Annotated in this window: 12 protein-coding genes; all 12 read left to right on the top strand. The window is 72.6% G+C overall.

All coding sequences use genetic code 11. The features are described from left to right. Positions 1–622: 622 nt before the first annotated feature. The 12 genes from ACFYL4_RS15510 (at position 623) to ACFYL4_RS15455 (ending at position 14,024) form a co-directional block, all read left to right on the top strand. The gene (locus ACFYL4_RS15510; RefSeq protein ID WP_357759193.1) at positions 623–2,287 is read left to right on the top strand and encodes a carbamoyltransferase C-terminal domain-containing protein; all 1,665 of its coding nucleotides are present in this window, start codon (positions 623–625) and stop codon (positions 2,285–2,287) included. Next, a complete protein-coding gene (locus ACFYL4_RS15505; protein ID WP_387518888.1) occupies positions 2,284–3,783 on the top strand; it encodes an HAD-IIIA family hydrolase in 1,500 nt (499 codons plus the stop codon). Before ACFYL4_RS15510 ends, ACFYL4_RS15505 begins: the two co-directional genes overlap by 4 nt. Before the next feature lie 17 nt (positions 3,784–3,800). Beyond that, positions 3,801–4,781, top strand: coding sequence for a glycosyltransferase family 9 protein (locus tag ACFYL4_RS15500; RefSeq protein WP_387519037.1), 981 nt, complete (start codon positions 3,801–3,803; stop codon positions 4,779–4,781). Next, on the top strand, positions 4,778–5,818 hold the full coding sequence (locus ACFYL4_RS15495; RefSeq protein ID WP_357759199.1) for a glycosyltransferase: 1,041 nt from the start codon (positions 4,778–4,780) through the stop codon (positions 5,816–5,818). Before ACFYL4_RS15500 ends, ACFYL4_RS15495 begins: the two co-directional genes overlap by 4 nt. Beyond that, the gene (locus ACFYL4_RS15490; RefSeq protein WP_387518885.1) at positions 5,815–7,074 is read left to right on the top strand and encodes a glycosyltransferase; all 1,260 of its coding nucleotides are present in this window, start codon (positions 5,815–5,817) and stop codon (positions 7,072–7,074) included. The genes ACFYL4_RS15495 and ACFYL4_RS15490 overlap by 4 nt, the downstream gene beginning before the upstream one ends. Further along, positions 7,074–7,667 (top strand): SIS domain-containing protein, encoded by a 594-nt coding sequence (locus ACFYL4_RS15485; protein ID WP_387518883.1) that lies wholly within the window; start codon positions 7,074–7,076, stop codon positions 7,665–7,667. Before ACFYL4_RS15490 ends, ACFYL4_RS15485 begins: the two co-directional genes overlap by 1 nt. Further along, positions 7,664–9,049 carry a PfkB family carbohydrate kinase gene (locus ACFYL4_RS15480; protein ID WP_387518881.1) on the top strand — a complete coding sequence of 462 codons (1,386 nt, stop codon included), beginning with the start codon at positions 7,664–7,666 and terminating at the stop codon, positions 9,047–9,049. The genes ACFYL4_RS15485 and ACFYL4_RS15480 overlap by 4 nt, the downstream gene beginning before the upstream one ends. A 27-nt stretch (positions 9,050–9,076) precedes the next feature. After that, positions 9,077–9,763 (top strand): SDR family oxidoreductase, encoded by a 687-nt coding sequence (locus ACFYL4_RS15475; protein ID WP_357759211.1) that lies wholly within the window; start codon positions 9,077–9,079, stop codon positions 9,761–9,763. A gap of 55 nt (positions 9,764–9,818) precedes the next feature. Then, positions 9,819–10,877: an NAD-dependent epimerase/dehydratase family protein gene (locus ACFYL4_RS15470; RefSeq protein WP_357759214.1), complete on the top strand. Its 1,059-nt coding sequence runs from the start codon at positions 9,819–9,821 to the stop codon at positions 10,875–10,877. Continuing rightward, entirely contained in the window at positions 10,825–11,703 is an 879-nt protein-coding gene (locus ACFYL4_RS15465; protein WP_387518878.1) for a glycosyltransferase family 2 protein, read from the top strand. Before ACFYL4_RS15470 ends, ACFYL4_RS15465 begins: the two co-directional genes overlap by 53 nt. Further along, complete coding sequence (locus ACFYL4_RS15460; protein ID WP_357759219.1) at positions 11,685–12,593, top strand: glycosyltransferase; 909 nt, start codon at positions 11,685–11,687, stop codon at positions 12,591–12,593. The genes ACFYL4_RS15465 and ACFYL4_RS15460 overlap by 19 nt, the downstream gene beginning before the upstream one ends. A gap of 135 nt (positions 12,594–12,728) precedes the next feature. Continuing rightward, a complete protein-coding gene (locus ACFYL4_RS15455) occupies positions 12,729–14,024 on the top strand; it encodes a biotin carboxylase (RefSeq protein WP_357759221.1) in 1,296 nt (431 codons plus the stop codon). The last annotated feature ends 17 nt before the right edge of the window (positions 14,025–14,041 follow it).

The following is a 14,041-nucleotide window of genomic DNA, read 5'->3' as shown; positions in this document are numbered from 1 at the left end:
TGCGGCGCTGCCCCCGGGGCTCCTCCCGGCGGAGTGTGGGACCAGAGCCCGGCCGGTACGAGCGCGCGCAGGGCGGCGGTGCTCTCCGGGCCCCGACCGTGCAGGTTCACCGCCAGGTCGGGCGCCGGGCCCCGCCACGGGGGAGGGCGCAACGGCTCGGCCGGAACCACGGTCCACGCCAGCCCCGCCAGACGAAGCAGATCGCGATACACGACCGGTGCCGCGAGCAGACGCTCGTGGTGGGGGAAGGCCCGCTCCAACGCGCGCAGCGCGGGAACGGCGGTGACGAAGTCCCCCAGCCCCAGGCACCGCAGCGCCAGGAGGGCGCGCCGTGGCGGCGCCGTCGACCGACCCGGGACGGCATTGCGCCGAGTGTGTCGACCGCCCATCGAACCCCCTCGCCATCCAGCGCCACGTGCCTCGGACCTGACCCCTCGCGTGGTCCGGCAAACACCGCGACGCGCATGGGACCACCGAGCTGGCTGCCGAGCCCGATCGAAGGTGATCGACAACGAAACCGCAGGTCAATCGTTCGACCGTCACGTTTATACCGTTTCGCGCTAGGTAGTCGACTGCTTGTGTTCGGTGTCCAAGCGGCACCCAGACGGTGAGGAGGATGTCCATGCGGGTACTCGGCGTCAACGCCGTCTTCCACGATCCCGCTGCGGCACTGGTGGTCGACGGCCGAACCGTCGCCGCGGCTGAGGAGGAGAGGTTCTCCCGACGCAAGCACGGCAAGGAGGCCGTTCCCTTCTCCGCTTGGGAGCTGCCCGAGCAGGCCATGCGCTGGTGCCTGGACCGGGCCGGGCTCCATCCGTCCGAACTGGACGCGGTCGCCTACTCCTACGACCCCGGCCTCGCGAGGAGCGAGGGTCCGGGACTCGAGCCGGTCTGGGAGCGCCTGCGGTCCATCTACGTCGAGCGCGCCCCCTACTTCCTGGCCACGGCACTGCCGGGCCTGGACCCGGCCAGCGTCGTCTACCTGCCGCACCACGTCGCGCACGCGGCCTCCGCCGCCCTGGCGGCGCCAGCCCCCTCCGACGGTTCCGAGGGGACGGCGGTCCTGGTCGCCGACGGGCGGGGGGAGACCACCTCGCACCTGGCCGGTGCCTACACCCCGGACGGGGAGCTGGACGTCTACGCGAGGCAGCACCTCCCGGAGTCGCTGGGCCTGGTCTACGAGGAATTGACCGAGCACCTGGGGTTCCGGCGGTCCAGTGACGAGTACAAGGTCATGGCCCTGGCGTCCTACGGCGAACCCGCGCTGGACGAACTCCTCAAAGACCGGATCGCTTATCTGGGCGACGGGCTCATCGTGGCGTCCGGAGTGGACTGGGAGTCCCTGGTGCCCGCGCGACAGCCCGGGCAGGAACCGGACCGGCGTCACGCGGACCTGGCCGCCAGTGTGCAGAACCGGATGGAGGAGGTCCTCCTCCAACTCGTCGAGTGGCTTTACCAGAGAACGGGGCTGAGCCGCTTGGCGATGGCCGGCGGGGTGGCCCTGAACTGCGTGGCCAACAGCCGTATCGCCGCTGAGGGCCCCTTCGACGAGGTCTGGGTCCAACCCGCGGCGGGCGACGCCGGGACCGCGTTGGGCGGAGCACTCCAGGTCGCCGCCGACCTGGGCGACACGATTCGCCCCATGCCCGGTGCCGACCTCGGCCGCAGTTGGGACGAGGACCAACTCCGCGAAATCCTGGAGGACGCCGACGTCGAGTTCGAGCGCCCCGACGACCTCGTCGCGGAGGTGGCCCGCGCGCTGAGAGACGACGCTCTGGTCGCGTGGTTCCAGGGGAGGTCGGAGTACGGTCCCCGGGCCCTGGGGCACCGCTCCCTGCTTGCCAACCCCTCCAAGGAGGAGAACCTCGAGAGGCTCAACCGGGTCAAGGGTCGGGAACAGTTTCGCCCGGTCGCCCCGATGGTGTCGGCCGAACGCGCCCCGGACATCTTCTCCCGGGGGCCGCTGCCCAGCCCCTACATGCTCTTCGTGCACGAGGTCGCGCCGGAGTGGTGTGAACGGATACCGGCGGTGGTCCACGTCGACGGCACCGCCAGAGTGCAGACCGTGGAGCGCGAGGACGATCCGACCACCGCGCGGCTGATCGCCGAGTTCGAGGCGCTGACCGGGCTTCCGGTCCTGGTCAACACGAGCCTGAACACGGCGGGGCGGCCGATGGTCGACTCGCCGCGTGACGCCCTGGAGTGCTTCGGTTCCGCGCCGGTGGACGTCCTCGCGCTGGGGCCCTTCCTCATCCGACGGGCCGGGGCCGACGGGGCGAGGCCGTGACGGGGCCCGAGTACGCGATCGTGATCCCGACCGTGGGAAGGCCGGGGTTGGACGAGGTCCTGCGTGCTCTGGTCACGGTTCCGCGGGCGGTCGCACCCAGTGAGGTGGTGGTCGTCGACGACCGCCCCGGAGCCGACGACGCGCAACCGGTCCTCGGCGTCAACTGGCCGGGTGTCCGTGTCCTTCGGACCGGGGGCCGTGGCCCGGCCACCGCGCGCCAGGCCGGGTGGCATTCCTGCTCAGCGCCGTGGATCGTCTTCCTGGACGACGACGTACGGCCGCCCCCGAACTGGTCGGAACGGCTCAGCGCCGACCTCGAGGACCTGCCACAGCACGTCGCGGGGAGCCAGGGGCGCATCGTCGTCCCGCGTCCGGCGGGACGGCGCCCCACCGACAACGAGCGCAACACCATCGCGTTGGAGCAGGCCCGGTGGATCACCGCTGACCTGGCGCTGCGTCGCGGCGCCCTCGAACGGGTCGGGGGCTTCGACACACGTTTTCCCCGCGCCTACCGGGAGGACACGGACCTGGCGCTGCGGATGGAGGAGGCGGGCCTGTGTCTGGTTCTGGGAGAGCGCGTGTGCGTGCACCCGGCGTCGAAGGGACGCAGGGGTGCCTCGCTGACCGCCCAACGAGGCAACGCCGACAACGCCCTCATGCGCCGTCTCCATGGGTCGCGCTGGCGCGAACGCGTGGACGAGGCGCCCGGGTCGCTGCGTTCCCACACGGTCACCACCACCCTGCTCGTCGCGTCGGCCGCCGCCGCCCTCGCCGGCCGGCCACGGACGGCGGGCGGGCTCGGCGCCCTGTGGGCCGCGCGTACGGCTCGCTTCGCGGCGGCCAGGATCATGTCCGGGCCCGCCGACGCCGGGGAGTGGGCCGACATGGCGTTGACCAGTGCGCTCGTCCCGCCGCTGGCCGTCTGGCACCGGGCCGCGGGAGAGCTTCGACACGCGCGTTCCCGGCGGCGGCCATCCCTGAGGGCGATCCTCTTCGACCGCGACGGGACCCTGGTGGAGGACGTGCCCTACAACGGAGACCCGGCGCTGGTCGCGCCGCGCGACGGCGCGGCGCGGGCGATCGAACTGGCGCGGAGCCACGGACTCGCGGTGGCGGTGGTGACCAACCAGTCAGGCGTGGGGCGCCGTCTGATCACCGAGGATGACGTGTCCGCCGTCCACCGCAGGATCGACGACCTCGTCGGGCCGGTCGACGTGTGGGAGGTCTGCGCCCACCGGGAGGACGAGGGTTGTGCCTGCCGTAAACCGCGTCCCGGGATGGTGCTCTCCGCGGCCAGGAAGCTGGGGGTCTCCCCGGCCGAGTGCGCGGTCGTGGGCGACATCGGGGCGGACGTGGAGGCGGCCGCGGCGGCGGGTGCCAGGGGTGTCCTCGTTCCCACTCCTCGCACTCGGGAGGCCGAACTGCGTGCGGTGCCCGAGGTGGAGGACGGACCACTCGAAGCGGTCGTCAGGCTCCTGGGGGGTAGGCGGCCGTGACCGTGATCGTGGCGCGGATGGACAGCATGGGCGACGTGGTGCTGTCGGGGCCCGCCGTGCGCGCGGTCGCGCACCGATCGGAACGGGTGGTCATGCTGGTCGGGCCCAGGGGCGCGGCCGCCGCCGAGCTCCTTCCGGGCGTGGACGGCACGATCGTGTGGCGGTCACCGTGGATCGATCCGGTGCCGCCGCCCGTCGACCGCGCCGACGTGGACGACCTGATCGCCCGGATCGTCGCGACCGGTGCGCGCGAGGCCGTCATCCTCACCTCTTACCACCAGTCGCCGCTGCCCTTGGCCCTGCTGCTCAGGATGGCCGGGGTGAGACGAGTCAGCGCCATCAGCGAGGACTACCCGGGGAGCCTTCTCGACGTACGCCACCGGGTCGCTCCCGCGATCCCCGAGCCCGAGCGCGCCCTCTCCCTGGTGGAGGCGGCGGGATTCGGTCTGGCGCCGGGTGACGACGGACGACTGGCACTGACCGACAGGCTTCCGGACACGGTCGCTCTGACCGGCCCGGGCGCGTACTTCGCGGTTCATCTGGGAGCGGACGCGCCCGCACGCGAACTCCCCCCGGTTCTCGCCTCGGAGGTCGCGGCGGCGCTGCACGACCGCGGACATCGCGTCGTCGTGACGGGGTCGGACGGTGCCGACGCCTCCTCCGTGGCGGCGGACCACGCCCGCAACCTCGCGGGACGCACCAGCACCGCCGAACTGGCGGACGTGCTGCGCCGGGCCAGGGTCCTGACGGTGGGCAACACCGGCCCCGCCCACCTGGCGGCGGCGCTGAGCACTCCCGTGGTGTCGCTCTTCGCTCCGGTGGTGCCCGCCTCGGCCTGGGCCCCCTACGGGGTGGCGCGTCGTGTCCTGGGCGACCAGACGGCGCCATGCGCCGGGACTCGCGCCCGCGAGTGCCCGGTTCCCGGCCACCCGTGCCTGCGCGGAGTGACCGCCGGGGACGTGCTGACCGCCATTGAGGAACTGGAGGGTCCGCGATGACCGCGAACACGTACACGACGCACACACGGGAGCGGGGGGCGGCCACGGCGGTGCGGACCCCGGCGAGAGTCCTTCGAGTCCTCTTGTGGCACGTGCACGGGTCCTGGACGACGGCGTTCGTCAGGTCGGGCCACACGTGCCTGCTACCGCTCGAACCGGAGCGCGGGCCCGACGGGAGGGGCAGGGCCCGCACCTGGGACTGGCCCGACAACGCCGTCGAGGTGCCTACCGAGGAGCTCCTCGACACCGACGTCGACCTGGTGGTGTTGCAGCGGCCGCACGAACTCGAGCTGTCCGCGCGTTGGTTGGGGCGGGCTCCGGGTCACGAGGTTCCCGCCGTCTACGTCGAACACGACACCCCCCGTGGCGCGGTGCCCGACACGCGGCACCCCCTCGCCGACCGGTCGGACATACCGGTCGTGCACGTCACGCACTTCAACGACCTGTTCTGGGACTGCGGACGCGCTCCCACCCGAGTGGTCGAGCACGGTGTCCCCGATCCGGGTCACCTCTACACAGGAGACGTCCAGCGTGCCGGGGTGGTCCTCAACGAGCCCCTGCGCCGTTGGCGCTTCACCGGCACCGACCTGTTGCCAGGCATCGCGGAGCACGTGCCCCTGGACCTGTTCGGAATGGCCGTCGAGGGCGCACCCGCGCGGTTGGGGCTGAGTGAGTCCCGGCTCCGGACCCACGAGGACCTGCCCCAGCTCGCCATGCACCACGAGCTGGCCCGGCGGCGAGCTTACCTGCATCCCCTCAGGTGGACCTCGTTGGGACTCTCGCTCATCGAAGCCATGATGCTCGGCCTGCCCGTCGCCGCCCTGGGTGCCACGGAGGCCTACGAGGCGGTGCCGCCGGAGGCCGGAGTGGTGTCGACCGACCCCCGAGTGCTCCGGGACGCCCTGCTCGCCTTCCTGGAGGACCGGGAACACGCGGAGCGGGCCGGAGCCGTGGCCAGGCAGGCCGCGCTGGAGCGGTACGGGCTTCCCAGGTTCCTTGACGACTGGGATCGGCTGTTGGAGGAGGTGTCACGATGAGGATCGCGATGGTTTCGGAGCATGCCAGTCCGTTGGCGTGCATCACCGGAGAGGACGCCGGGGGGCAGAACGTCCATGTCGCGGAACTGGCCACGGCCCTAGCGGGCCTGGGGCACGAGGTGGTCGTCTACACGCGTCGCGCGGACACCACGAGTCCCGATCGGGTAGCCCTGGCCGACGGAGTCACGGTTGAACACCTGCGAGCCGGACCGGTCGCCGCGGTCGGCAAGGACCACCTGCCGCCGCACATGCCCGAGTTCGGACGGCGGCTCCGCAGGGCCTGGGCCTGGTGGCGGCCGGACGTCGTGCACGCCCACTTCTGGATGAGCGGAGCCGCGGCCGTTCCGGCCGCGGAGGCCTTCGGGATTCCCGTGTTCCAGACCTTCCACGCCCTCGGGTCGGTCAAGCGCCGGTTCCAGGGGGCCGCCGACACGAGCCCGCCGCAGCGCCGAGGGGTCGAGCGCCAGGTGGCCCGAGCCAGCACCATGGTCGTGGCCACCTCGAACGAGGAGCGGGACGAACTGCTGACCTGGGGGGTGGGGCCCGAGCGGGTGGCGGTGGTGCCCTGCGGGGTCGACTCGACACGCTTCTCACCGACGGGCCCCGTCATGGAGCGGGGCAGGGGTCCCCGGGTTCTCAGCCTCGGCCGACTGGTGCCCCGAAAGGGCGTCGACACGGTCGTCCGGGCCGTGGCGGCGGTGCCCGAGGCGGAACTGCTCGTGGCGGGCGGACCACCGCCCGGCGAGCTGGCCGACGACCCCGAGGCGGTACGCCTCCAGGCGATGGCGGCGCAACTGCGGCTGCGCGACCGGGTGCGTTTTCTCGGCTGCGTCGACCGCGTCGACGTTCCCGCCCTGATCAGGTCGGTGGACATCGCGGTCAACGTGCCCTGGTATGAACCGTTCGGGATCTCGACCCTGGAGTCGATGGCCTGTGGTGTTCCCGTGATCGCCTCGAGAGTGGGAGGGCACCGGGACACGGTCGTGCCGGGTCGGACGGGGGTGCTGGTGCCCCCGAGGCGCCCGGCACGACTCGCCGAGTCCCTGCGGTGCCTGCTCGCGGACCCGGGGGGTCGGGAGGACCTGGGCAAGGCGTCCCGGCGCAGAGTCGAGGACCTGTACACGTGGGAGGCGGTCGCCCGGGCCACGGTGGACTGCTACCGCGCCGGGGCCTCCGCTGACGTGCCCCGGCCCAGACGCCCCCGTACCCAGGTCCTCGAGCGAACGGTCGGTACCGCCACGGGAGGCGAGGACTGATGCACACGCACCTGCGAGAACTCGTCGACGCCCTGGCCGGTACCGACGTGGAGAGCGTCGAGCGCTGGGGACGCACGGCGGCGCCCGAACTGGCGTCCGGCAGGCGCCTTTTCGCCTGCGGGAACGGAGGCAGCGCGGCCGAGGCCCAGCACCTGACCGCCGAACTGACCGGGCGCTTCGAGAGGGAGCGAGCCCCGCTGTCCGCCCTGGCACTGCACGCGGAGACCTCCAGTCTCACCGCCATCGCCAACGACTACGGCTACCGGTACGCGTTCGCGCGGCAACTTCGCGCACACGCGGCGCGGGGCGACATGCTCGTGTGCCTGTCCACCAGTGGTACCAGCGAGAACGTGGTCGAAGCGGCCAGGGCCGCCCGTGAGCTCGGGGTGGTGACGTGGTCGCTGACCGGTCCGGAGGCCAGCGCACTGGCCGTACTCAGCGACGAGGCGGTGGGTGTGCCGGCGGTCTCCGCGTCGACCGTCCAGGAGGTTCACCTGGCCCTCGTGCACGTCTTCTGCGCGGCCGTCGACAACCGGCTGGAGCGGCTCGGACTCGCCCTGGAGGTCCCGGTACAGAGGAGGACGACGACATGAGCACCGGAACCATCGTGGTGGTCGGCGACGCGCTGCTGGACGTCGACCTGCTCGGCCGTTCGTACCGCACGTGTCCGGACGCGCCCGCCCCCGTCGTGGAGAACACCACCCGCCGCCACCGGCCCGGGGGCGCCGCACTGACCGCCCGCCTGCTCAGTGAGCACTCGGGAGTCGACGTCGTACTCGTCACGGCGCTCGGAGCCGACGCCGCCGCCACGGAGGTGGCCCGTGGACTGGGCGCCGGGGTGGTCCTTGTCACGCCCTCCCCGCGCGCCCACACACCGACCAAGACCCGCGTCCAGACGGCGGAGGGCACCGTGGCCCGTGTGGACGAGGGGTGTGAACCCGGGTTCGCGTGGAGGGGCGGCACGGACATGTACGCCCTCCTCGACGGGGCCAGCGCCGTCCTGGTCTCCGACTACGGCCTCGGCATGACGGGCCAGGAAATCGTCCGCGACGCCCTGGCCCGGGTCGTGGGGCGGGTGCCCGTGGTGTGGGACCCGCACCCGAGGGGTGCCCCGCCCGTTCCCGGCACCGCCCTGGTCACACCGAACGAGGCCGAGTCCTTCCTGGGCGGCGCCGGAGCTCTGAGGACCCCGGAGGAACGGGCCCGGAGCCTCGTGGCCCGTTGGGGGGCGGACGCGGTCGCTGTCACGTTGGGCGAGGAGGGCGCGGTGTGGTGCGACCGCTGGGACGAAGGGGGGCGGACCGCCCCGTCTCCGGTGCGCACCCCGGTGGACACCTGCGGGGCCGGCGACGCCTTCGCCGCGGCCTGTGCCAGGTCTCTGGCCTCCGCACCGGACACGCACCGTGCCGTGTGCGAGGGCGCCAGGGCCGCCACCGCGTTCGTCGGCCGGGGGGCGGCGGGCGCGCACACGACCCCCGTACCGGGCCGCGGGCCCGCCGTCACCCTCCACACCCCGTCGCCGGTCACCGAAGCCGTCCGTCGGGGCGGCGGACGGGTGGTGGCGACCGGCGGCTGCTTCGACGTGCTCCACGCCGGTCATGTGGACCTGCTCCGACGCGCCCGCGCGCTCGGCGACCACCTGGTCGTTCTGCTCAACGACGACGCCTCGGTCCGGGCTCTCAAGGGGGAGGGGCGTCCGGTGGTGCACCAGCACGACCGGATCAGGGTCCTGTCGGCCCTGGACTGCGTGGACTCGGTCGTCCTCTTCGACGAGCTCACTCCGGTCCGGGCTTTGGAACGGCTGCGACCGGACATGTGGGTCAAGGGTGGCGACTACGACCCGGATCTCCTGCCGGAGACACCCGCGGTGCGGAACGCGGGCGGCGAAGTGGTCACCGTGCCCCTGCTCGCCGGGCGCTCCTCCACCCGGCTCATCGACCGCATCCGCGAACACGAGGACGTTCCCGCGACCTGAACGCACCCACTGGAAGGAGCAGGAACCATGAGGAAGATCGGAACGACGATCGTCACCGGCGGAGCCTCCGGGCTCGGAGCCGCCACCGCCCGGGCCGTGGCGGAACAGGGCGGGACGCCGGTGGTGCTGGACCGCCGCCACCCCGGGAACGGCACGGCCTTCGAGGAGGTCGACCTGGCCGACCGGCACGCCGTCGAACGGGCGGTGTCCCACGTGGTGGAGGGGCACGGGCGGATCGACGCCGTGGTCAACGCCGCCGGGACGGACGCCTGCGGGACCCTGGGGGAGGTCGCGGCGGACGAGTGGGAGCGCGTGGTCGCCGTCAACCTGCTGGGGACGGTCGCGGTCACCCGCGCGGCCCTGCCGCACCTGCGGGCGAGCGGGGGGACGGTCGTGAACTGTGCCTCGACGCTGGGCCTGCGGGCGCTCAGCGACGCCACCGCCTACTGCGCCTCGAAGTTTGGCGTGGTGGGATTCACCCGGGCTCTGGCCGCCGAACTCGCCGGGTCCGTCGGCGTCACGCTCCTGGTACCAGGCGGGATGCGGACCGCCTTCTTCGACGATCGGCCCGAGCAGTACAAGCCGGGGCCGGACGCCAAGCTCAACGATCCGGCGGACGTCGCGGCGACGGTGCTGACAGCGCTCCGTCAGCCGCGCGGGTGTGAGGTGCGGGAGATGGTCGTGTGTCCGTCCATGGAGACCTCGTGGCCCTGAGAAACGAGCAACCGTCCCGGGCCGGCGCGGCCCGTATCCAGAGGAGGGAACAGACATGCCGCATTCCGGACAGGGCGCCGTCCTGGTGACGGGAGGCGCCGGATTCCTGGGGTCACACCTGTGCGATCGCCTCGTGGAACGGGGCCGCCGGGTGGTGTGCCTGGACAACCTGGCGACCGGGCGGACGGAGAACGTCCGCCACCTGCTCGACCACCCGATGTTCCGCCTCCACCTGGCCGACGTCACGGAGGCCTGGGAGGTCGACGAACCCGTCTCGGCGGTGTTCCACCTCGCCTCCGCCGCCTCGCCCGCCGACTACCTCCGGCTGCCGATCCCGACCCTGGAGGCCGGAAGCCTGGGCACCCGCAATGCCCTGGCCTGCGCCAGGACGCACGGCGCGCGTTTCGTCCTGGCCTCCACCAGTGAGGTCTACGGGGACCCGAGGGAGCACCCGCAGCGAGAGACGTACTGGGGACACGTCAACCCGGTCGGTCCGCGCAGCGTGTACGACGAGGCCAAGCGGTACGCCGAGGCGCTGGTGATGGCGCACCACAGGGAGGGCGCGACCGACGTCGGTATCGCCCGGGTCTTCAACAGCTACGGCCCCAGGATGCGTCCCGACGACGGGCGCATGATCCCCACGTTCATGACGCAGGCGCTGTCCGGACGTCCGATCACGGTGACCGGCGACGGGCACCAGACGCGTTCGATCTGCTACGTGGACGACACCGTGGAGGGATTGCTGCTCCTGGAGGAGTCCGAGGAGCCCGGGCCGGTCAACATCGGCAGCCAGGAGGAGGTCAGCGTCCTCACGCTGGCACGTTTCATCCGCGACTTCTCCGGCTCTGGCTCGGAGGTGGTCTTCGTCGACCGGCCCCAGGACGACCCGCACTTCCGCAGGCCCGACATCACCCGGGCCGGGTGGGCCCTGGGCTGGAGCCCGCGTGTCCGGCTGGAAGAGGGCCTGCGCCGAACGCTCGCCCATTTCATGGGTCGGCACGCGGAGATGGACATCGCCGACAAGGCGGACGGGGTGCTCCGCCAGGCAAGGGAGGAAGAGGATGGAGCCGGACACGAAGCGATCCAGGGTGTCGGTCGTGGTGATCACCCGTGACCGGGTCGGGGAGTTGTGCCGTACCCTGACCCGCCTGCGTTCGCTGGAGCCCGCGCCGCCGGTTGTGGTCGTGGACAACGCCTCGCGTGACTCCACACGAGAGACCGTCCGGAGCAGGTTCCCCGAGGTCACACTGGTGGAGAACGACCGCAACGCGGGGTGCGCGGCACGGGACACGGGGGTCGCGCTCACCGAAACTCCCTACGTGGCCTTCAGCGACGACGACTCCTGGTGGTACCCGGGTGCGTTGGAACGCGCGGCGGATGCGCTGGACGCGCACCCCCGGCTGGGCCTGGTGGCGGCGGCGGTCTACGTGGGGGAGGAAGAGCGCCCCGACCCCGTCAACGGGGACCTGCTGCACAGCCCGCTGGCCCCGGCGGCCGACCTGCCCTGGCCCCGGGCCCTGGGGTTCCTGGCCTGTGCGAGCGTCGTGCGCCGAGCCGCCTACGACGAGGTGGGAGGGTTCGGTTCGCTGCTGTTCTTCGGCGGTGAGGAGGCGCTCCTCGCGCAGGACCTCACCGTCCGCGGGTGGGGCTTGTGCCACCTGCCGCAAGTGCACGCCCACCACCGGCCGTCCGCGTCGCGCCCGCCCAGCCGGTGGCGGCGCACTCTGGAGCAGCGCAACGCGCTGCTCACCGTGTGGCTGCGGCGCAGACCCGGGGTGGTCCTGGAACGCACGGCCAGGGCGCTGGCGCGGGGGGTGCGGGACCCCGAGGCCCGCCGGGCGCTGCGCCTGGCGGTGGCCATGGCGCCCCGCGTGTGGGCAGCGCGTAGTCGACTGCCCGCGTCGGTGGAGGAGGATCTCGCGTGTCTGGAACGGACGTGAACACCCGGATCGGCGTCGTGGTCATCACGCACAACCGAAGGCGTGAACTGGCCCGGACCCTGCGGTTCCTCGAGGAACTGCCGGAGTCGCCACCGATCGTGGTCGTGGACAACGCCTCCACCGACGGCACCGCGCGGACCGTCGAGGAGGAGCACCCGGGGACGCACCTCATCCGCGCGGGTGCCAACCTGGGCGCGGTGGGCCGTAACCTGGGGGTCGAGGCCCTGCCCACCCCCTATGTGGCCTTCTGCGACGACGACACCTGGTGGGAGCCGGGCGCGCTCGGCCGCGCGGTCCGCCTGCTCGACGCACACCCGCGCCTCGGGGCGATCACCGCCCGCCTACTGGTGGAGCCCCGGGGCGAGGAAGATCCGCTCACCCCGGAGCTGCGCCACTCGCCGCTGCCGTGCCCCGACTGGCTTCCCGGGCCCGCCCTGCTGGGCGTCCTTGCCGGGGTGACCGTGTTCCGGGTGGAGGCGTTCCGCCGTGCCGGGGGTTTCTCCTCGCGTCTGTGGTTGGGCGGTGAGGAGGAGCTCCTGGCGTTGGACCTGGCCGCCGACGGCTGGTGGATGTGCTGGGACGAGGCCATGGTGGCCCACCACGAGGCGTCGGAGGTCCGGCAGCCGCGTCGACGCAGGCGCCAGGGCATCCGCAACACCCTGTGGACGGCCTGGCTGCGCCGCGCCCCGAGCGGGGCACTGGACCACACTCGGTCCGTGCTGGGGTCGGTCCCGTACGACGTGACCAGCGCGCTGGCGGTGCTCGACGCCCTGGCCGGGCTCCCCTGGGTGCTCAGGGAACGCCGCCCGGTGCCCGCGCACGTGGAAGAGGGGTTGCGCCTGCTCGCGGGGCCGCGCCGTAGGTCCGAGGCCCGGCGGTACGTGGGGTAGCGCCTCTGGTGGCCGCCCGGGGCCCCGGGCGGCCCTTCCGGTTCCGGACGTACGTGTACCGCCCCGGGAGCCGGGGTAGCCGCGCGAGTGAGCCCGCACGTCCGTTCGCGCACGCGTGGGGAGGAGGGAGAAGCCATGAAGAACGTCTTCGTGATGGGGTTGGACCAGCGCAACCGCCGACTGCTGGAGAGGACCCCGACGGGACGGGAGTGCCGGTTCCACACACTCCTCGGCATCGAGGAGCTCCAGCGCGGCGAGATCGACGTCGAGACAACGCTCGCGGCCGCCCGCGGGGTCCTGGAGGGCTTCGAGGGGACGGTCGACGCCATCCTCGGGTTCCGGGACTTCCCAGTCACCCTGCTCGTCCCGATCCTGTGCGCGGAGCGCGGCCTGCCCGCACCGGACCTGGCCGCGGTGGTGCGCTGCGAGCACAAGTACTGGAGCAGGCTGATCCAGGCCGGGGCGACCGACGCCCTCCCGCCGTTCGCCCTGGTCGACCTGGACGCCGAGCGGCCCCGTCACGGGCTCGACTACCCGCTGTGGATCAAGCCCATCAAGTCGGCCTCCTCCGAACTCGCGTTCCGGGCGCAGGACGACGAGGGCTTCGACGGCGCGGTCGCGCGCTTGAGGAAGGGCGTCGACCGGCTGGGGCGCCCCTTCGAGAGCGTCCTGAGCCGGGTGGACCTGCCCGCCGAGGTCGCCAGGGCCGGTCGGAGACACTGCCTGGCCGAGGGGGAGTTGCACGGGGTACAGGCCGCCGCGGAAGGGTGCGTCCACCGTGGTGAGGTCACCGTGTACGGAGTACTCGACTCGGTCGACTACCCCGGGGACGCGTCGTTCCTGTGTCACCAGTACCCGTCGGGACTTCCGGAGCGGGTCCGGGGGCGGATCGTCGAGACCACCGAACGCGTCATCACCGCGCACGGGCTGGACGACGCCACCTTCAGCGTCGAGTTCTTCTACGACCCGATCACGGACGGCCTCGGCGTCGTGGAGGTCAACCCCCGGCACTCCCAGAGCCACGCGGCGCTGTTCGAGGTCGTCGACGGGGTGGCCAACCACGAGCGGATGCTCCGCCTGGCCCTGGGGCGCGACCCCCACCCGACCGAGTCGGCCGGGGACAGGTTCCCCGTGGCCGCTGAGTGGTACCTGCGCCGATTCCGCGACGGCGTGGTGACCCGGGTACCGACCCCGGACGAGGTGGTGGCACTGAGGGAGTCCATAACGGGGGTGAGCGTCCAGGTGGTGCCGCAGGAGGGCCAGCGTCTCTCCGACATGCTCGCCCAGGACAGCTACAGCTACGAGCTGGCCAAGATCATCACCGGAGGGGCCGACGAACTGGAGCTGCGCGCCAAGTTCGAGCGCTGCGTGCGGGCTCTGCGGTTCGAGTTCCGCAACGACGCCCAGGCCGCGGACGTCGTGCGCGGCTGAGGCAGAGGAGGTGCGCT

It is taken from the genome of Nocardiopsis sp. NPDC006938 (genome assembly GCF_042869555.1).
In the GTDB taxonomy this organism is placed as follows: Bacteria; Actinomycetota; Actinomycetes; order Streptosporangiales; family Streptosporangiaceae; genus Nocardiopsis.
Note: the sequence above shows the minus strand (reverse complement) of the source record. Positions and strands in the feature narration are given on the sequence as shown.

Bases quoted from the DNA above. Each gene is read 5' to 3' on its own strand.
- ACFYL4_RS15475 (WP_357759211.1), top strand. From the start codon at position 9,077: ATGAGGAAGATCGGAACGACGATCGTCACCGGCGGAGCCTCCGGGCTC.
- ACFYL4_RS15485 (WP_387518883.1), top strand. From the start codon at position 7,074: ATGCACACGCACCTGCGAGAACTCGTCGACGCCCTGGCCGGTACCGAC.
- ACFYL4_RS15480 (WP_387518881.1), top strand. From the start codon at position 7,664: ATGAGCACCGGAACCATCGTGGTGGTCGGCGACGCGCTGCTGGACGTC.
- ACFYL4_RS15510 (WP_357759193.1), top strand. From the start codon at position 623: ATGCGGGTACTCGGCGTCAACGCCGTCTTCCACGATCCCGCTGCGGCA.
- ACFYL4_RS15490 (WP_387518885.1), top strand. From the start codon at position 5,815: ATGAGGATCGCGATGGTTTCGGAGCATGCCAGTCCGTTGGCGTGCATC.
- ACFYL4_RS15455 (WP_357759221.1), top strand. From the start codon at position 12,729: ATGAAGAACGTCTTCGTGATGGGGTTGGACCAGCGCAACCGCCGACTG.
- ACFYL4_RS15470 (WP_357759214.1), top strand. From the start codon at position 9,819: ATGCCGCATTCCGGACAGGGCGCCGTCCTGGTGACGGGAGGCGCCGGA.
- ACFYL4_RS15500 (WP_387519037.1), top strand. From the start codon at position 3,801: ATGGACAGCATGGGCGACGTGGTGCTGTCGGGGCCCGCCGTGCGCGCG.
- ACFYL4_RS15465 (WP_387518878.1), top strand. From the start codon at position 10,825: ATGGAGCCGGACACGAAGCGATCCAGGGTGTCGGTCGTGGTGATCACC.
- ACFYL4_RS15495 (WP_357759199.1), top strand. From the start codon at position 4,778: ATGACCGCGAACACGTACACGACGCACACACGGGAGCGGGGGGCGGCC.